Consider the following 18,991-nt stretch of genomic DNA (forward strand, 5'->3'; position numbering starts at 1 on the left):
TTTGCCGGGCCATATGAACGTGCTGCTGGCCGAGGCGAAGGTGCCCTATGATATCGTTCTGGAAATGGACGAGATCAATGACGACTTCCCGGATACGGATGTGGCCATCGTTATCGGCTCGAACGACATCGTGAACCCTGCGGCGCAGGAAGATCCCAACAGCCCCATCGCCGGTATGCCGGTTCTGGAATGCTGGAAGGCCAAGCAGGTCTTCGTGTCAAAACGTGGTCAGGGTACAGGGTATTCGGGTATCGAAAACCCGCTGTTCTTCAAGGAAAATACCCGCATGTTCTATGGCGACGCCAAGGATAGCGTAACTACTCTGATCTCAAAGCTGGATTGAGGTGGTCGCAATCGTGGTTTCAGATGCGGATGGTAGGGGAATTCGCGAGACAAAGAAATTCCGACAAAAAAGGAGACCAAACTAATGTCTAGACCCAAGATAGCGCTTATCGGCTCAGGGATGATCGGTGGCACACTTGCCCATCTCGCAATGCTCAAAGAGCTCGGGGATGTCGTCCTGTTTGACATTGCAGAAGGGATTCCGGAAGGCAAAGCTCTCGACCTCGCTGAATCTGGTCCGGTCGAAGGCGTCGACGCTCAGCTCACAGGAACTCAAGACTATTCCGACATAGCTGGTTCTGACGTCTGTATCGTCACTGCAGGGGTTGCACGCAAACCTGGTATGAGCCGAGATGACCTTTTGGACATCAACCTCAAGGTTATGAAATCCGTCGGCGAATGCATTAAAGAACATGCACCAGATGCGTTTGTTATCTGCATCACCAACCCTTTGGATGCGATGGTCTGGGCTCTGCGAGAGTTTTCCGGCCTGCCGCATGAGAAAGTATGCGGTATGGCCGGCATACTGGATAGCGCGCGCTTCCGCCATTTCTTAAGTGTTGAGTTTAACGTTTCGATGCGGGACGTGACCGCATTTGTTTTGGGTGGCCACGGCGACACGATGGTGCCGTTGACCCGCTACTCGACTGTCGCGGGTATTCCATTGCCAGACTTGGTTAAAATGGGATGGACGACACGAGAAAGGCTGGAGGCCATTGTACAACGCACCCGCGACGGTGGTGCCGAAATCGTCGGTTTGCTAAAGACTGGATCAGCGTATTATGCACCGGCAGCCTCGGCGATCGAAATGGCGGAAGCTTTTCTCAAAGACCAAAAACGCTTACTCCCCTGCGCCGCTTATGTTGACGGGGCCTACGGTTTAGACGGATTGTATGTCGGGGTGCCAACCGTGATCGGTGCGGCAGGCGTCGAGCGGATTGTTGAGATTTCAATGACCACCGAAGAGAGGTCAATGTTCGATGGTTCTGTCGATACTGTCAAAGCTTTGGTTGAGGCGTGTAAAGGTATTGACACCTCACATGATTAAGGGCAGTTCGGTCCGAATCCGATACCATCTTGACAATTCACTCCCATCCATCGGCTGACTGGAGGTTTGGTCTGCTAAGTCACAGGTTGAACAGCAGCAGTTTTTCCTCCCGATGCTGATGTTGAGTACGTTGTACTTCTCGTTTCCATCGTTCGTGGCGAACATCACAATCCAGAAGACGAGACATGATGTGAAGTGAATTAGAAGACATGCTGAGGTTCTTGAAGCAATTGGTGCAATTATCGGAGCCCTTGCGACCGTGGTCGGCGTTTTGGCTATCGGCTACCAACTAAACTACAGTGACCGGCAGCAGGCGCTTCAATCTCCTCGCGAGGGATATCAGATCCATCCGAACCAGTCGCTTGCAATTCCGCAATATGTCCGTCGTCGGGGATTTTGGGACAGATTGCTGCCTGAGTTAAAAGAGGATCTGGCTCATTTGATTGGTTAGATTATGCGTCGCTGTTGCAGTTTTGAGCGCTAGGGTCAGGATGCATTGATTTTCGCTGCATGGCATGATTCACGCTCGAAAAACGGAGTAGTGACATGAACGTCCCAAGGTGATCTCGAAGTCGCTCGTGGCTTTCGTAGTGATACCGTCGGACAGTTGCGTCCTTGATGGTGCGGTTCATGCGCTCGACCTGGCCGTTGATCCATGGATGGCCCGGCTTGGTCAGGCGATGATTAATGTCGTTCTGAGCGCAGGCCAAAACAAAACCGTGGCATCGGAATCGAGCCTTTTCCGCAATCAGTCGCTTGACCTCAGATGCCGTCCAACTGTTGCCTTTGGGATCAGTAATATGCGTCCCGTTGTCGGTCAGTACGGTGTGGATCTTGTAAGGAACGGCGTCGATCAGACGGCGGAGAAAGTTGCCGGCGTCGCGCCTGGTGATCCGCTCATGCAATTCGGCGAAAGCAAGCTTGCAGGTGCGATCAATGGCAACGAGCATGTAGAGTTTGCCTTCTTCGGTCCAAACCTCGGCGATATCGATGTGAAAGTAGCCAATCGGATATGCTTTGAACGGCTTCTTCGGTTTGGATCCCTCGACGGTTGGCAACCGGCTGATGTCGTGACGCTGAAACAGATGGTGCAATGACGAAGTTGTCAAATGGGGTATCGTCGCCTGCAGCGCATAGAGGCAGTCATCGATTGGCAGAAGCGTGTACCTGCGGAAGGCCACCGCCAAGGCTTCCTCTTCCTGGCTGAGAACGGTTGAGCGGCACTCTTTCGGCCCCATCGTAGAATCGTGGACAACGTCTCGCTTGCGCCACTTCGCGACAGTCTTCGAATTCAAACCATAGGTTCGGCTCAATTCCGCGGTCGAAGCTGTCGATCCCTGTATTGCAGCTCGGATAGCGTGCGTGGTCGTGGCGCTGCCGTGAAGTACCTGTCCCATAATCCCTCCCGTCGGTGATGACACATCAATGAACCATCACACTCCGGGACTGAACATTTAACATTCAAACTGGACAAGTCAGATCAGGCTGCTCAGCGCACCGGCGCATTTGGTCGTTGAGTTTCGCCCAAACCCTCGGATGCCCCGACGGGTGCGTTTTCAGGGGGCAGCACAGGGCGGCCCGAAATCAGATCGGCCGCGCGCTCAGCCAGCATCATCGTTGGCGCGTTCAGATTGCCATTTGGTTCGGAAGGAAAGACCGAACTGTCAGCCACGCGCAGCCTGCCGATCCCATGCACCCGCAATTCGGGGTCGACCACCGCCATCTCGTCCTGGCCCATGCGGCACGACCCGCAGGGGTGATAAGTGCTTTCCAGATTGTCGCGCACGAACTCATCCATCTGATCGTCCGTCACAACATCCGGCCCCGGCGCGATTTCCCCATCATTGAAGGGGTCCATCGCCGGCTGGGCGACAACTTCGCGGGTCAGGCGGATACAGTCGCGAAACCCTTTGCGGTCCTCTTCCCGATCCAGATAATTGAACAGGATATGCGGGTGTTCATAGGGATCGCCCGAGGCCAACCGCACATGCCCGCGGCTTTTGGGTTTGTTGGGGCCGGTGAGGATCATGAACCCGTGGCCCTCGATCGGTGAATGCCCGTCATAACGCACCGCAGCGGGCAGGAAATGGTACTGTATGTCGGGCCATTCCACATCCTTGGACGAGCGGATAAAGCCGCCGGATTCAAAATGGTTGGTGGCCCCAAGCCCCTTTTTCGTCAGCAACCATTGCGCCCCAATCAGCCCCTTTGCGAACCAGTTCATCTTGGAATTCAGCGTGATCGGTTTCTTGCAGGCATATTGAATGTAGATCTCGGCATGATCCTGCAGGTTTTCCCCGACACCAGGCAGATCATGCAACACCTCGACACCGGCGGCCTGCAACACAGCGCCCGGCCCTATACCTGAGCGTTGCAACAGATGCGGTGATCCGATGGGCCCGCTGGAGATAATCACCTCACGCCGCGCGCGCGCCTGTTGAACCGCCCCACCGCGATCATACTCAACCCCGGTTGCGCGGCCCTGATCCAGCAGCACCCGCCGGGTCATCGCCTTGGTGCGCACCTCCAGATTGGGGCGCGACATGGCAGGTTGCAGATAGGCCTTGGCGGCTGACCACCGCACACCGTTCTTGACGGTCATATGCATCGGGCCGAACCCTTCCTGCAAATAGCCGTTGGGATCATCCGTCTTAATGTACCCGGCCTCGACTCCCGCTTGGACAAACGCGCCGTAGAGCGGGTTCTTCATCTGATTGCCGTTGTTCACATTCAACGGGCCGGATTGCCCGCGATAGGTGGCATCCCCTCCGTCCTGAAACTGCTCGGATTTCTTGAAATAGGGCAGGCAGCTGGCATGGCCCCAGCCTGTTGCCCCACGTTCTTCCCATTCGTCAAAGTCGCGCGGATGGCCGCGCACATAGACCAGACCGTTGATCGAAGACGACCCGCCCAGCACCTTGCCGCGCGGGCAGTGGATGCGCCGCCCCTTCAGGCCCGGTTCCGGCTGGGTTTCGTATTTCCAGTTGTAGCGTTTGGTGTTCATCGGCATCGAAAAGGCCGAGGGCATCTGGATGATTGGATTGGTATCGGAGCCGCCATATTCCAGGACAAGCACACTGATGGTTGGATCTTCGGTCAGACGTGCGGCCAGAACACAGCCTGCTGACCCGGCCCCGACGATGATGTAGTCAAATTCCTCAGCCATCTCTCACCCCATTTCCAGTGCCTTGCCAACCTCTTCGTGCAGGTTGGTCATGATGCGCTTTTTGATGTCGATAAAGGCGGGGCTGGTCGTCACCGTGTAGTCCCGCGGTCGTTCAATCTCAACCGGGATCGTGTCAATGATCCGCCCGGGACGGGCCGACATCACATAAACAACATCTCCCAGAAACACCGCCTCGTCGATATCATGGGTGATGAACAGAACGGTTTTGCGTTCCTCCTGCCAGATCTTCAGCAGCAGCTCCTGCATCACCGACCGGGTCTGGCTATCAAGCGCCCCAAAAGGTTCATCCATCAGCAGAACCTCCGGGTTCACCGCCAGTGCACGGGCAATGGCCACGCGTTGTTTCATGCCGCCCGACAGCTGCGAAGGATAGCTGTCGGCAAAGCCGGTGAGGCCCACCGCCTCGACATAGTGACGCGCGCGTTCCTCCCGCTCGGCCCAGGATGTGTTGTTCAGGGACAGGCCAAACTCGACATTCTTTTGCACGGTCAGCCAGGGAAACAGCGAATAGCTTTGCGGCACCATCCCCCGGTTTGCACCGGGTTTTTCGATGATCACCCCATCCACCAGCGTGGTCCCTTCGGTGGCCTGATTGAGCCCGGCAATCAGATCGAGTGTACTGGATTTGCCACAGCCCGACGGACCGACTATGACGGCAAACTGCTGATCCGGAATCTCCAGCGTCAGGTTTTCCAGCGCCACGACCCAGCTGTCGGGGTTGGTGCCGAACCGGACGGTGACATGATTAAGAAGGACTTCACCCATAATGTGTCTCCTTATCGGCCCAGATTTTCCCAGGGCAGCGCCAGCCGCTTGACCCATTTGAAGACCAGATCGGTGGCCAGCCCCAGAAATCCGATCACAAAGATGCCGACAAAAATCCCCGCCGGATCAAACCCGCGCATGGATTGCAGGATCATGTAGCCCAGCCCGGAATCCGCCGCGACCAGTTCGGCCACCACCAGAAAGGTCCAGGCCCAACCCATTGTGACGCGCAAGGTGTCAAGGACCCCGGACAAGGTGGCCGGCATCAGCACCCGGCGCACGATCTGCCCTTTGCTGGCGCCCAAAGTGTAAGACACGTTGAACAGATCGGAATGCACCCCGCGCGCCACGTCCGAGATCATCACGATCTGCTGAAAGAACGTGCCCAGAAAGATCACCGCGATCTTCTGCTCCAGCCCGATCCCGATCCACAGGATCAACAGCGGGATCATCGAGGTCACGGGCAGGTAGCGCATGAAGTTGACCACCGGCTCAATCGCGGCGGCCACGATCCGAAAGCCCCCCATGAAGATGCCTACCGGAATGGCGATGAGGGATGACAGGGCGAAACCAAGGTAAATCTCAGTCAGGGACACACCGATATGTTTCTTCAGGCTGCCATCACTCAGCTTGTCGATGAACGACGCCCAGACATCCTCCGGCGAGGGCAGGAAATCGCGGCTGACAAGCCCGGTGGTGGTGGCCAGATACCACGCCCCCAGGATCGTGACCCCCACCACCAGTCCGGCGCTGACCTCGATCCTGCGGGGGATCGCACGCTTGGGCGTGAAATACCTGTCTGAAAAACTCAACTGTGCCATGCTGCCGCCCCTCGGATCAGTTCAGAAAGGAGGTATCGACCAGATCAGACGATGACAGGCCCTCGACCTTGATCCGACCCAGATCGGTCCAGATGGCGATGGCATCATCAATGGTCTGGCTCAGCACACCGGGGGCGTCGGCCGTGCCGAACATCTCTTTGTTGCGCTCGATATCCAGATATTCGATGCCTGTGACAGCGGCCTCAAATTCATTTGGGTCTTCCAGCCAGCCGCCAACGCCATTGGCCATGATCTGATAAGCCTCATCCGGGTTGCTTTCGAGGAAATCGAGGGATTTCTGCCAGGCCCTCACAAAGCCTTCCAGCTCGTCTTCATGCGCGGCGGCCGTGCTGTCCAGAACGGCCACCACATCGACAATCAGGCCCGGTGTCTCGGCGCTGTTGACAAGGATTTTGCCGTGATCAGTCGCAGCACCCTGGCTCAGATGCGGCTCCCATGTCACGGCGGCATCCACCCGATTGGCGGTAAAGGCCAGCCCGGCATCGGTAGCCGTCATGTTGACCATCTTGACGTCATCCTGCACCATCCCCGCCCGGCGCAGCAGCGCATTGATGAAGAACTGGGAAACCGAGCCTTCTTCAAAGGCCACCGTCTTACCCTTAAGGTCAGCAACGGTCGCGATATCTTTGTGAGAGACGACGCCGTCGCCGCCATTGGAATTGTCCACGGCGAGGATGTAGTTGATCGGCTTGCCATCGCGCATATAGGTCGGGAATTCATCTGCGGTCGAGGCGACGATATCCACCTGACCGGCCATGAAGGCGCCCATCTTCAGCGGCGTGCTTTCCATGATCGACAGCTCGATCTCGACCCCTTCCTCGGCAAAGAAGCCCTTTTCCTGCGCGATGTAGAACGGCCCGTAGCCCACCCATGTGGAATGGGCCAGTTTCAGCGCCTCGGCCTGCGTGGCCAATGCAGATACCGACGTCAGCGCGGTGGCTGTCAGGAACGCTTTGAATGTCTGTGTCATATGTTTTCTCCCGTTGGATTTTGTTGATTATTATGTCGCCCTCACCGGGGCATCGTAGAAGGGCACCGTGTCGACGCGGGGTGCCCAGGCCTCGTCGGCCACGACGCGGTTGACATGGGCGGCGATCTCTTCCATCGGCGCGAACCAGACATCGCCACGCGCCATCACGCTCTCAAGGAAGTCGCGCACCACGATCCAGCGTGACAGCCGCCCGGTGGCAAAGGGGTGCACCACCGGCACCCAGAGCCCGCCATGGCGATAGGCCGCCTCGAATTCTTCGGCAAAGGCGCGCCAGCCATCCGAGGGCGCGCGGATCGGCATCATGTAATCCAGATCCATCGACTGGACATATTGCGGCCAGTCATCCAGCCCCCAATGCGAGGGCAGCTCAACCAGCCGCCCCGCGCCGGTGTCCAGCAGATAGGGCTGATCATCGCCCATCAGGGAGGCGTCATAGGCAAAGCCTGCCTCGGCCATCAGCCTCCCGGTACGATGCGAGAAATTATACAGTGGGGCACGAAAGCCGCGCGGGGCCTGCCCAGTGATTTTGGTCAGGCTGTCGCGGCTACGGTTCAACCAATAGGCCTCGTCCTCATCGCTCAACTCGCTGGGGTGCTCATGCAGATAGCCATGCTGTGCGATTTCATGTCCGCCCTTGAGGATGATTTCCACTGCCTTGGGGTAGGTCTCGGCACACCAGGCGGGGATAAAAAACGTCTGTTTCAACCCCAGCTCGGCATAGGTATCCACGATACGCGGGATCGCCACCTCGGGCCCGTATTTCAGCATCGAGGTTGCCGAGACACGGGAATGGCCATCCTTGGGATGGGCGATATGGATCAGGCTGTCGGCATCCATGTCAAAGGTGATGCAAGCGGCGCATCTGGCCCCGTTGGGCCAGGGGGTCGGATTGCGGATCATGGCATGACACTCCCTCCATTGATGCCAATGCCTTGCCCGGTGATGAAATCGGCATCCGGCCCCATCACAAAAGCCGCCATCGCGGGCACTTCTTTGGGCTGGCCAAACCGTTCGGCCGGAATGGCCAATTCGCGCGCGCGCCATTCGGGCGACATATGCGCCGCGCCCAGCATCTCGGTGTCAATCGGGCCGGGGCACAGCGCGTTGACCTTGATACGGGGGCCAAACTCCCTGGCCCAGGAGCACATCAGCCCCATCACACCATGCTTGGACGCCACATAAGGCGAAAACGTTTCGCGCCCCGACACGCCCAGATCAGAGGCGGTCAGCAGGATGCGCCCGTTACGCCCGCTCAGCCGTTGCAGCGTCGCTTGCCCAACAAGAAAGCTGCCGCGCAGATTGATGCTGATGACCCGGTCGAACTCTTCAATCGACGTATCCAGCAGGGATTTTTCATGAATGATGCCGGCGCAATGGACCAGCCCGGTAATCATCGGCGCTGCGGCATCAATTTCGCGAAACATCCCGGCAACCGATGCGGCATCCGAAACATCCGCAATTGTTTTAAGATGCGCCTTTGGATGCGGGGCCAACGCGGCGAAGGTCTCGGACGGGTCCATGATATCGCTGACGATCACCTGCGCGCCCTGCGCGGCCAGGGCCAGCGCGCAGGCCGCCCCGATGCCGCGCGCCGCGCCGGTCACAAGCACTGTCTGATCCGACAGGGCGCTCATGCCATGACCTCGCCCCGGTCCAGCATATAGGCCTGCCCGGTGATGTCGCGCGCCGCATCCGAGGCGAGAAACAGGTAAAGCGGGGCCATGTCATCCGGTTCCAGCAGCCCGTCCAGCACCTGGGCCCCGGTGATTTCGGCCAGAAGGTCGTCTTCGGTGCGCCCGGTGGCGTCTGATATCTTGCTGAGCGACAGCATCGCCGCGTCGGTCTTGACCCAGCCGGGACAGACCGCGTTCACGTTGATGCCCCGCGGCCCCAGCTCATGCGCCATCGAACGCATGAACCCCAGATTGGCATGTTTGCTGCACACATAGGCCGAAAATTCGGGCACAGCCGTGCGACTCCAGATCGAGGCGGTCAGGATGATACGCCCGCCTTTGCCCATCTTTGGCAGCGCATGACGTGTCATCAGAAAGGTGCCGTTGACATTGATGTCGATGATACGAGCGAATGTTTCTTCAACCGCGTCGTCAGGATCGTCAATCGGCGTGATCCGCTCCAACCCGGCATTGTTGACCAGCACATCAATACGGTCGATCCCCGCAAGCGCCGCGATGATCTGATCCCGGTCGGTGATATCGGCCTGAACCCCCGTGACATCGCCATGGGGGCTGAGTGTCTTGACGGCTTCCGCAATACCCGCACAGCTGGACAGGATCACAACCCTGGCCCCGGCCTGCGCAAAGCCCTTGGCCACGCCATAGCCGATCCCCCGGCTGGCCCCGGTCACCAGAACGGTTTGCCCGGAAAAATCATAGGAAACCCGCCCCATGGCCTAGGTCGTCCGGGCGTGCAGAATGCGCCCGATCAGGTTCATCAGAACCTGCGCGGCCAGAATGCTGGTGCTGGTGGTCGGGTCGTAATCAGGGGCCACCTCGACCAGATCCACCCCGACGATGTCGCCTTGCTTGGCCAGCCCGGCCAAAAGCTCCAGCACTTCGTAATAGAGGAATCCGCCATGGCTGGGCGTGCCTGTGCCGGGCGCGATCGACGGGTCAAACGCGTCAATGTCGATGGTGACGTAATAGCGTCTGCCCGCCGGTATCCGGGCCAGCATCCCTTCCGTGCCCAATGCACGGACCTGGCGCACCGACTGAATATCAGCCCCCATCGCGCGGGCATCGACATAGCCCTCCCGCGCGGTGGAGGAGACATTGCGGATGCCGATCTGGCTGAGACCGGTCACATAGGGTTTTTCGGCCGCCCGGCGCATCGGATTGCCATGGCCATAGCGCACCCCGTGGCGTTCATCGACAAAATCCAGATGCGCGTCGATTTGCACCACATGAATGGGCTCCTGGTCGTCAAACGCGTTGATGCAGGGAATATTGACTGAATGATCCCCGCCCATCACCACCGGCAAAGCCCCGGCGGCCAGGATTTTGCGCACCCCGTATTCGATATTGGCATGGCTTTTGAGCGTGCCCGTATGAACGATATCGGCATCCCCGATATCGACAATCCGCGTGGTTTCGGCTGCGAGATAGGTCACATCGTCTTCATGGTCATAAGCCCCTGCATGGCCAAAGGAAAACAGGGTCGAGGCCTCTCTGATGGCGCGCGGCCCCATCCGGGCGCCGGACCGCCATTGGCAGCCAAAGTCAAACGGGGCGCCCATCACCGCCACATCCGCATCAATCGCATCCCAATCGGCAACATAAGGATATTTCCCAAAGGTGCAGATGCCGACAAAAGGCAGATTCAAGCGCCCCGCATCATAGTTGTTATTAGTATCGTCTGGCATGAGGCCCCCCGGTTTTCTCCAACCGTAGAAGCGATTCTTTTTGGAAAAATTGATGTTGTTTAAACTTTTACATTGAATAATCTCAAAGTAATGGCTTCACTCATTCAGAACGTTCAGGATGTCGACCTACGCCTTTTGCGCGTGTTTCAGATCGTGGTGCGTCATGGAGGGTTTTCCGCCGCCCAAGAGGAATTGGGTCTGACAGCTTCGACAATCTCGAACCATATGACGACCTTGGAACACCGACTGGGCGTGAAACTCTGTCATCGCGGTCGCAGCGGGTTTCGCCTCACGGAACAGGGAAAAACGGTCTATACGGCCATGCTGGATTTGTTCGGGTCGATCGAGACCTTTCGCAGCGCGGTCGGGGCGGCCAAAGACACGATCTCGGGCACGGTTGAATTTGGCGCGGTTGATGCACTTCACACCAACACGCAGTTCTCGATTTCCAAAGCCATCGGAGCCTTTGCCCGCACGGCCCCCGACGCCCGGATCAACATTCACGTGGCCTCGCCGCAGGAGTTGCAGCAAGGACTGATGACGGGGCGGTTCCATGTTATTCTGACGCCCACGCGTATTACATCGCAACCTATCGAGGCGCGTTTGGTCTTTCGCGAGTTTCAACAATTGTATTGCGGTCAGGATCATCCGATCTTTGCGATGCCCTCGCATCATATTACCCGAGAGATGGTCAGGCGCTACCCCTGCGTCGGGCGCAGTTATGAAACACGCGCATTGCATAATGGTTTAGAACTACTTTGGAAATCAGAGGTGTCTTACATGGAAAGCACCTTGCTGATGATCTTCTCGGGAGAATTTCTTGGCTACCTGCCAGACCATTATGCAGCACCCCATGTGCAGGCGGGCAAGCTCAGACCGCTCGACAGCTTGGATGCCGGGTTTCACGATGATTTCTATATCTGCACCCACGGTTCGCACAAGAACCGCGCCGCAGCGCATCTCATGAAACAAGTCATCAAAAGCAACATAGATAGGGTGACCTGAGGTGCCAGAGACAGGCACGCCTCAACGCCAAAGTGGTTAGCTGTCGTGGGACACTTCCCAAGGAGCGACCCAGTCGCCTTCCACTCTGAGATGAACCCCAGCGTCGTCTTCGAGCAACTTGCAGACCGTCATCTCACCAGCATCAACGCCATAGCGTTCTCCGGCCTCCTTAAAACGGGCATGGCAGGCATCGGTCAGTTCGGACCGTGTTCCGGTTTGAGCCATAAGCTCCTTGATCAGCGACAGGTCTTTCAGACAGAGCTTCAAAGGGAAAGACGGGTCATAGTGACCTGCAAAAATAGACGGAACGTCATGTTGCATCACGAAACTATCGGCGGCCCCACCTTTCATCACGTTCCACCAGACATCCGGTTCAATACCGGCCAACTTGGCTGTGACCATGGCTTCGCCGATCGCGGTAGCGTGGATTTTCCAAAGCTGGTTGTTCACCAGTTTCGCCACATAACCATTGCCGTATTTCCCGACTTTACGTACCTCGCCCATCGCTTCGATGACCGGGCGCGCCGCTTCGACATCTGAATCGTCTCCGCCAACAAACATGGGCATGTCACCGCGAATGGCCGCATCAACGGACCCGGTCACGGGGGAATCTACGGGGCGCCCACCCTTGTTCACAAAATCCTTGATCAGGTTCCGCTGAAACTCGGGCGAGGAGGTAGTCAGATCTATCCAGAGCTTGCCTTCGCAATCGCCATGGATCAAACCGTTTTCGCCTTTGAGAATCGCCTCGACCTGGGGTGGTCCGAAGACCATTGAAACCACACAATCAACCTGGTTGATCATGTCCTTTGGGCTGTCAACCCATGTCGCACCCATTTCCAGGTGGTCCTTTGCCGTTTCTTTGCGTAGATCGTATACACAGGTATCGAAGCCCGCGCGTATGATGTTTTTTGCGGCGTTGCTGCCCATCATTCCCAGACCGATAAATCCGACTTTCATTTAGCCCTCCAAGCTTTTGAGTAATCGATAAATCCTAACTTCGGGACGGGCTGTTCCAAAGACGACTTTTGATGGTTTTTTCAAGTCGCCATACGACACTAATCGAGGTGAGCGAGCAAGGTCATTTGAACCTGAAACATGGGCAGCGACAGGTGTGACATCGGCGCGTTGCTCAAGCGGTCGTTGAGTGGTATCAGACGCATGAACGTGCAGAACAAATCCTGTCTGTTTACACGGGTAGAAATATGGAAACCGAGCCGCTCCAGATCGATCGTCTGACCGTTGCGGGCGGAGGCGTGATTGGAATTTGTGCCTGTCCGGGCCGCAATCAGCCTGGCGACCAAAAGGGGCGCATTTAGAAGCGGGATTTGCAGGCCGATATTGCGACGATCAACGGATGGCAGACCGATTACCTCGTGACACTGATTGAGACGTTTGAGTTTGAAAGACTCGGCGTGCCCAATTTCAAAGCAGTGGTTCAGCAGGCGAGGCTGCGCTGGTTTCACTTGCCGACAAAGGATTTCGGGTTACCGGATTTTGCGTCCTTAGACGGGCCGCTTCCTCTCGACGCTTTTTTGGCCGCTGAACTGCGAAGAGGAAGGCGGATCATCCTGCATTGTGCTGCCGGAATGGGGCGTACGGGGACCGAGGCGGCTTCATTGTTGATTAGGCAAGGTCGAACGGCAGAGACGGCAATCTCTGAGGTTAGAAGAACCCGCCCCGGAACGATCGAGTCCTCTGCGCAGCTGAATTTTTTACATCAGTATGCGCAGATTCATGGGGCCTGATCCAAGCTGGGATGGCAACCCGCCGGACCGCCCAAAGGTAACCGCAGTATCAGCCGGACAGTTCGGCAATGCGGTGGTGCATCAACACTTCCGGCAAGTCTTCGAGCGTTGATATGACCGTTGTTGCATCCTCTGCCAAAACGTCTTTGCTTGTGTATCCGGTTGTCACCCCGATGATCGCGCCGCATCCGGCTTGAACGCCTAGCTTGATATCATGAAGACTGTCGCCTACCATCACGATTTGAGCGGTTGAGCAGCCGATATGCCGCGCAAACGCGTTGACGATTTCCGGGTCCGGTTTGGAGCCAAAACCGCTGTCTGATCCGCATATAAATTCGAATTCCTGGAACAAACCGATCCTTGAGAGCTGCGCACGGGCGGCGCTTTCATAATCGTTGGTTGCGACGCCCAGACGATACCCGTTTTTCAGCAGAGCCTTCAAAACGGCCTCTACGTCACCTAAAGCCTCAACCGGCAAATCCAGGAGCGCTTCTCTTGCGGCGGCGTCGATCTGGGTTTGACTGAGGTCGGAACGGGTGCTGCTCAGAACGTCGACGATTTCATCGGCGCTACCGGCAATGACCACGGATTCCATTTTCAGTTCCCGGGTTTCGGGATCATAGCCCAAGGCCTGCATGATACTGGCCTCGTATTCGGGATCGTTCTTGCCCAGCTTGCGCACCAACCGTTCGCAAAAACGGGCGGACGTGGTGTTGACGTCAATCAGGGTGCCATCCTTGTCGAAAAGAATGGCACGAAGCGGGGGTTCACCACCCATCACGTGTCCCGCCAGATTGGGTTGGTCCAGGCCCGTTTGCCGGACCGATCCATCACCGACACCCGAAGCCATGGGGAGTCCAACAGTTTGCCATATGGCAGGTGAACCCGCGTGAGCATCTCACCGCATTTGGCGGGGGTTGCCACGCTTGTGCCTTGCAAAACCGCTGTGGACACGGGGCTGCATTCTATGATCACACCATCCGTGCCCCAGTCCACATGGTGAATTTCTGGCCCCGTAGACGAATAGAAATGCCCGTTTTTCAGAGCTTGCACCAACGCATCCGGTTCATTGCGTTCGGCTTTGACCATGACCCAACCGCCAAAAAAGTCGGGTTCATTGAAATGCGCATCATCGGTCGCGCAGAGGTGCAAACGCCGGCCTTCAATCAGCAGGTGTTCGTAAATCCAAAAGCCAAAGCCACGGCCGCAGACCGTGTCGCAACCGGTGTTGTATATTTCGACCGCATGGGCGGCCTCGATGCTGCGCGCATCGTTCATCGACATTTGTGACCATTCGGGATGGGCGATGGCAACAAACGCTCCGGCATCACGGGCACGCTGAGCAATTGAGGGACCGCTTTCCTGATCGGTATGGGCTTCAAAATTGACCGCATCGGGCGCTTTGAAGTCCAAAGGGAGGCCCACAGCCAAAATGTGCCAGATTTCCCCGTTTTCCATCGCACCGGTATGCAGTTCCGCACCCAGAATTGTGGTAAACCCATCGCTCCGAAATGCAGTCGTGTCCGTAATCGGATAGTCGTACAGCCCGACAAAGTGGTCAGTCAGCGCGATGAAGTCATAGCCTTCGGCTTGATAGCGCCGACAGACCTCTTGTGGTTCCAGAACACCATCAGACCGGTTGGAATGGGTGTGAAGGTTTCCGCGCCAGAATCGCCCGGGTGCGTCGAAAAATGTGTCGTTCAATGTCGGTTGTCCTGCTTGGGGTGGCTAGGGTGTCAGGGTTTGGGCAATGCGCAGGCGAAGCGTCATGCCTGTTCAGGCACGACGTCACTGTTTTCGCTGCTGAGAGCTTCGACCGGGAGATGGCACATGATTTTGTGGCCCCGATCCAGCTCAAGCACGGGAGGTGCTTGTGTGTCGCAAACGCCGGTGATGCGATGCGCACATCGCCGCTGGAACGGACACCCGACCGCTGGTGGCGCTTTTTCCGAAACATCGTCAACCAACAGTTTTGGCGTCACGTCTGGGTCAGGCTCCAGGATCGCACCCAACAGCGTTTCTGTATAGGGGTGGAACGGTGCGGCAAAGATTGCGTCAGATGGGCCAATTTCACATATACGTCCCTGATAAAGCACGGCAATCTGATCTGACAGAGCCCGCACAACGGCAAGGTCATGGCTCACAAAGACATAAGATGCCTTGCGCGTTTCCTGCAGTCGTTTGAGCAAGGCCAGAGCTGCCGCCTGTACTGAAACATCAAGCGCAGATGTGACCTCGTCGCACAACACCAGATCGGGGTCGGCGGCAAAGGCGCGTGCGATCCCGATCCGCTGTTTTTCGCCGCCCGAAAGCTGACCGGGATACCGGTCGAGATAGCTCGCAGGGAGGCGCACGGCATCAATGATTTCGTGAAGGCGGGATTCTCGTTCGGATGGAGAAAGGTTGAAATAGAGGCGCAGCGGTGCATCCAGGATTTCCCGAATCGACTGACGCGGGTTAAGTGCGCTGTCCGCATTCTGGAAAATCATCTGAAGGGGTTGGATTTGGTCCAGTGTGCGCGCTGAGACATCGCCTTCGATCTCATTGCCGCCCACCAGAACGTGCCCACCTTTGGCGGCTTTCAGACCGGCCAAAGCCCGCAGAATTGTCGATTTTCCCGACCCAGACTCCCCCACAAGACCCAGCGTTTCGCCTTTGTTTAGCGTAAAAGAAACACCTGACACCGTGTCTGGCGGGGCTGTTTTTCCGGTGAGTTGATCGAGCAGATCAGGCGCAAAGTAGTTAATCGCAAGGTCTTTGGTTTCGATCGCCCTTTCGTCGGTTTTGGTTGAAACGACGGCCATCCCTTCTTCGGTGATACCCTGTGCCGCGTCGAGTTTCAGGCAGCTGGCAGAGCCATGGGGGATCGACACCGGCGCAGGTGTCTCATGGTGGCAGGCCTGATCGGCAATAGCGCAACGTTCTGCAAAGGCGCAGCCTTTCCGGCTCTCCCCGACCGGGGGCGGGAAACCGGGCAATGAAGCGGGGATCATATCTGTGCCCAGACGCGGGATCGATGCCAGCAACGCACGCGGGTAGGGGTGCGCCGGAGATTTGAGCAATTCGCGGGTGGTGCCTTCTTCAACGATTTCTCCAGCATACATGACGGCGATCCGTTCAGTGACCCGGGCAATGACGCCCAGATCGTGGCTGACATACACCATTGCAACACCGGCTTCTTTGGCGAGGTTGCGCAAAAATTCGAGGATATGCGCCTGTGTGGTCACATCAAGCCCGGTGGTCGGCTCGTCCAGAAGCAGCGCCTTGGCCTTGGTGCCCAAAGCCATTGCAATGGCGACACGCTGTTGTTGGCCCCCAGAAAGCTCATGCGGATAGCGTTTTGCGATGTCCTCCGGGGCTGGCAAACGCACCCGATTTAGCAACTCGATGACGCGGGGGCCGCGTTCGGCTGGTGTCAAAGAGGTGTGCAATAACAGCGCCTCTTCGATCTGTGCACCGATCTTCATAGTTGGGGTCAGCGCCTGTCCCGCGTTCTGCGGAATAAGAGCGATCTGGTTCCCACGCAGTGCAGCGCGTTCCATATGGGGGATGGTAAACATATCATGCCCGTCAAAAACCGCATGGCCTTGAAAGACCTCCAGTCCCGGCTTCATGAACCCCATCATCGCCAGCGCGACAGTGGACTTTCCCGATCCGCTTTCGCCCACGATGCCGAGCGTTTCACCCGGTTTCAGCGTCAGGTTGATATTGCGCAGAATGGGTTTTTCTTCGCCATTCCCACCGCGAAATCCGAGCGACAGGTTTTCAATCGAAATCAGTGCTTCGCTCATACCGGCCGCGCCCCTGCTCGGTCGACGCCAAGCGCTTTGCCAAGCGCATCCGCCAACAGATTGATACCAATGATGAGGGTGGACAGCGCGACGCACGGCCACAACATCGTCCAGGGTGTGATCGCCATATAGCCACGTTCATCCGCAATCATCAGGCCCCAATCCGGTGTCGGTGGCGTGGCGCCAAATCCCAGGAAGGACAGAGACGAGAACGCCAGCAGCATCCATGACCAGCGCATGGCGCCTTCGACAAACAGGATATCGGCCACGTTGGGGAAGAGTTCGCGTCGGATGATGGCCCAGAGGCTTTCTCCTCGGGCATGTGCTGCGGTTACGAAATCGCGCGCGGCGACCTGCATCGCGGCGGCACGGGCCACGCGGATGATGGCAATGCCATAGAAAAAAGCCAGAATCGGGATGATGGTCACAGCCCCACCCCCGACGATGGAGGCCATTAGCAGCAGGAATAACAGCCATGGGATCGACAAAAAAGCGTCCACAACGCGCATTGTAAACGCATCAATATTTCCGCCGACGACCCCAAGAAAAACGCCCATGCTTCCCCCCCAGGCCAGCGCCATCGCGGCGGAACTGAAGGTGACAACCAACGCCAGCCGCCCACCATAGAGCACACGACTCAGGACATCACGCCCAAGGCTATCGGTGCCCAGAAGATGCTCAGACGATGGCGCTTGCTGCATCAGATCCGCGTTTGGGATTGTGGGGTCATACGGTGCAATCACCGGTGCCAGGATTGAAATCACGATCCAGAAAATGGTCAGGAACAATCCGATTGCCCCGGACGGGCGTGATGCAACACGCCGAAGGGTAGGCCAGACTTGTGACCATGCGGATCTATGTTTCGCCTCGGTGGCCGTCGATACGTCGGTCAATGAGCTTTCCTCCCGGTTCTTAATCGCGGATCGAGCAAGACCATCGACAGATCGGCCAGCAGATTTGCGACAACGTAGATAAAAGCAAAAATCAGGGCAATGGCCTGCACAAGCGGCAGGTCACGGTCATAGATTGCCTGCAGCATCAGTGTTCCCATGCCCGGATAGTTAAACACCTGTTCGATGACGACCACACCGCCCAACAGCCAGGCCACCGTCAGCGCAATGATGTTAACGGCAGGGATCAGTGCCGAGGGGGCGACATGTTTCCAGAAAATCTGGCGGTCCGGCACGCCTTTGAGACGGGCCATTTGTACGAAATCGGACGTCATAACCTCAATCACCGAGGCACGGGTCATCCGCATGATATGGGCGGTCATGACAAAGGTCAGGACGATGACAGGCAGCACAATATTCGGCAGAATTTGCCAGAACGTCGCGGATGAAGGAACGATGGTCACCGCTGGGAACCAGTTCAACGTGATGGCAAAGATAAAGATCAGCAGGGCGGCGGTCACAAATTCGGGAATCGTCATGGCCAGCATGGCGATGGTCGAGGTGACCAGGTCGGCCGGTTTGTCCCGCCGGATGCCTGCCCAGAATCCCAGGATCAATGCAATCGGAATGCCGATCATGGCGGCGACACCCGCCAGCACGGCGGTGTTGCGGAAGCGTTCTGCCAGCAGGTCGGCAATCGGCGCACGCCGCTTGAGGGATATGCCCAGGTCGCCTTGCGTTACGCCTGCGACCCATTCGCCGTAGCGCACGATCGCGGGCCGATCCAGGCCCTGTTGTTCGATACAGTTCGCAAGGCGATCGCCCTGAGCAAGCCGCTGTAGATAGGCGGTGCAGACATCACCTGGCAATGCTTCAACCGCGATGAACACAACGCCGGATACAAAGACCAGTGTGAATGCGGCAAATCCGAAGCGCTGCAATATCGCCTTCAACATGCGGTTGTCCCTTCCTCAAAAGTCAGGGCGCGCGGTTGCCGCGCGCC

19 protein-coding genes are annotated in these 18,991 nt (G+C 57.4%); 4 read left to right on the plus strand and 15 right to left on the minus strand.

The window, feature by feature from the left end; genetic code table 11:
- Together ACR0AP_RS20165 and mdh are read left to right on the plus strand one after the other, a co-directional pair.
- A partial coding sequence (locus ACR0AP_RS20165) for an NAD(P)(+) transhydrogenase (Re/Si-specific) subunit beta (protein WP_480508970.1) occupies window positions 1–343 on the plus strand: 343 nt, incomplete at its 5' end.
- Between the two features lie 84 nt (window positions 344–427).
- Window positions 428–1,390 carry a malate dehydrogenase gene (gene mdh, locus ACR0AP_RS20170; protein ID WP_480508972.1) on the plus strand — a complete coding sequence of 321 codons (963 nt, stop codon included), beginning with the start codon at window positions 428–430 and terminating at the stop codon, window positions 1,388–1,390.
- Between the two features lie 452 nt (window positions 1,391–1,842).
- Here mdh and ACR0AP_RS20175 read toward each other — a convergent pair whose 3' ends face one another.
- The 9 genes from ACR0AP_RS20175 to speB form a co-directional block, all read right to left on the minus strand.
- Window positions 1,843–2,787 (minus strand): DDE-type integrase/transposase/recombinase, encoded by a 945-nt coding sequence (locus ACR0AP_RS20175; RefSeq protein ID WP_480508974.1) that lies wholly within the window; start codon window positions 2,785–2,787, stop codon window positions 1,843–1,845.
- 92 nt (window positions 2,788–2,879) lie between these two features.
- The gene (betA, locus tag ACR0AP_RS20180) at window positions 2,880–4,556 is read right to left on the minus strand and encodes a choline dehydrogenase (protein WP_480508976.1); all 1,677 of its coding nucleotides are present in this window, start codon (window positions 4,554–4,556) and stop codon (window positions 2,880–2,882) included.
- 3 nt (window positions 4,557–4,559) lie between these two features.
- Window positions 4,560–5,342: an ABC transporter ATP-binding protein gene (locus ACR0AP_RS20185; protein WP_480508978.1), complete on the minus strand. Its 783-nt coding sequence runs from the start codon at window positions 5,340–5,342 to the stop codon at window positions 4,560–4,562.
- An 11-nt stretch (window positions 5,343–5,353) separates the two neighbouring features.
- A complete protein-coding gene (locus tag ACR0AP_RS20190; RefSeq protein ID WP_480508980.1) occupies window positions 5,354–6,163 on the minus strand; it encodes an ABC transporter permease in 810 nt (269 codons plus the stop codon).
- A gap of 16 nt (window positions 6,164–6,179) precedes the next feature.
- Window positions 6,180–7,154: an ABC transporter substrate-binding protein gene (locus ACR0AP_RS20195; RefSeq protein WP_480508982.1), complete on the minus strand. Its 975-nt coding sequence runs from the start codon at window positions 7,152–7,154 to the stop codon at window positions 6,180–6,182.
- A gap of 30 nt (window positions 7,155–7,184) precedes the next feature.
- Window positions 7,185–8,075, minus strand: coding sequence for a polysaccharide deacetylase family protein (locus ACR0AP_RS20200; protein ID WP_480508984.1), 891 nt, complete (start codon window positions 8,073–8,075; stop codon window positions 7,185–7,187).
- Window positions 8,072–8,809 carry an SDR family NAD(P)-dependent oxidoreductase gene (locus ACR0AP_RS20205; RefSeq protein ID WP_480508986.1) on the minus strand — a complete coding sequence of 246 codons (738 nt, stop codon included), beginning with the start codon at window positions 8,807–8,809 and terminating at the stop codon, window positions 8,072–8,074. Before ACR0AP_RS20205 ends, ACR0AP_RS20200 begins: the two co-directional genes overlap by 4 nt.
- Window positions 8,806–9,582 carry an SDR family NAD(P)-dependent oxidoreductase gene (locus ACR0AP_RS20210; protein ID WP_480508988.1) on the minus strand — a complete coding sequence of 259 codons (777 nt, stop codon included), beginning with the start codon at window positions 9,580–9,582 and terminating at the stop codon, window positions 8,806–8,808. Before ACR0AP_RS20210 ends, ACR0AP_RS20205 begins: the two co-directional genes overlap by 4 nt.
- A gap of 3 nt (window positions 9,583–9,585) precedes the next feature.
- Window positions 9,586–10,554: an agmatinase gene (gene speB / locus ACR0AP_RS20215; protein ID WP_480508990.1), complete on the minus strand. Its 969-nt coding sequence runs from the start codon at window positions 10,552–10,554 to the stop codon at window positions 9,586–9,588.
- A gap of 90 nt (window positions 10,555–10,644) precedes the next feature.
- Between speB and ACR0AP_RS20220 the strand changes: the two genes are divergently transcribed.
- Window positions 10,645–11,559: a LysR family transcriptional regulator gene (locus tag ACR0AP_RS20220; protein ID WP_480508993.1), complete on the plus strand. Its 915-nt coding sequence runs from the start codon at window positions 10,645–10,647 to the stop codon at window positions 11,557–11,559.
- A gap of 36 nt (window positions 11,560–11,595) precedes the next feature.
- On the opposite strand, the gene ACR0AP_RS20225 is transcribed toward ACR0AP_RS20220, so the two are convergent.
- The gene (locus ACR0AP_RS20225; protein ID WP_480508995.1) at window positions 11,596–12,519 is read right to left on the minus strand and encodes an NAD(P)-dependent oxidoreductase; all 924 of its coding nucleotides are present in this window, start codon (window positions 12,517–12,519) and stop codon (window positions 11,596–11,598) included.
- Window positions 12,520–12,887: 368 nt separating this feature from the next.
- Between ACR0AP_RS20225 and ACR0AP_RS20230 the strand changes: the two genes are divergently transcribed.
- Window positions 12,888–13,307 carry a phosphatase domain-containing putative toxin gene (locus ACR0AP_RS20230; protein WP_480508997.1) on the plus strand — a complete coding sequence of 140 codons (420 nt, stop codon included), beginning with the start codon at window positions 12,888–12,890 and terminating at the stop codon, window positions 13,305–13,307.
- 49 nt (window positions 13,308–13,356) lie between these two features.
- On the opposite strand, the gene ACR0AP_RS20235 is transcribed toward ACR0AP_RS20230, so the two are convergent.
- The 5 genes from ACR0AP_RS20235 to ACR0AP_RS20255 all read right to left on the minus strand — a co-directional run bounded on the left by ACR0AP_RS20235 (window position 13,357) and on the right by ACR0AP_RS20255 (window position 18,944).
- Window positions 13,357–14,085 (minus strand): HAD family hydrolase, encoded by a 729-nt coding sequence (locus ACR0AP_RS20235; protein ID WP_480508999.1) that lies wholly within the window; start codon window positions 14,083–14,085, stop codon window positions 13,357–13,359.
- Window positions 14,085–15,011, minus strand: coding sequence for a PHP domain-containing protein (locus ACR0AP_RS20240; protein ID WP_480509001.1), 927 nt, complete (start codon window positions 15,009–15,011; stop codon window positions 14,085–14,087). Before ACR0AP_RS20240 ends, ACR0AP_RS20235 begins: the two co-directional genes overlap by 1 nt.
- A 62-nt stretch (window positions 15,012–15,073) precedes the next feature.
- Complete coding sequence (locus tag ACR0AP_RS20245; RefSeq protein ID WP_480509003.1) at window positions 15,074–17,098, minus strand: dipeptide ABC transporter ATP-binding protein; 2,025 nt, start codon at window positions 17,096–17,098, stop codon at window positions 15,074–15,076.
- Complete coding sequence (locus ACR0AP_RS20250; RefSeq protein WP_480509005.1) at window positions 17,095–17,991, minus strand: ABC transporter permease; 897 nt, start codon at window positions 17,989–17,991, stop codon at window positions 17,095–17,097. Before ACR0AP_RS20250 ends, ACR0AP_RS20245 begins: the two co-directional genes overlap by 4 nt.
- Entirely contained in the window at window positions 17,988–18,944 is a 957-nt protein-coding gene (locus ACR0AP_RS20255; RefSeq protein WP_480509007.1) for an ABC transporter permease, read from the minus strand. The genes ACR0AP_RS20250 and ACR0AP_RS20255 overlap by 4 nt, the downstream gene beginning before the upstream one ends.
- Window positions 18,945–18,991 lie beyond the last annotated feature (47 nt).

It is taken from the genome of Ruegeria sp. AF7, from assembly GCF_056541885.1.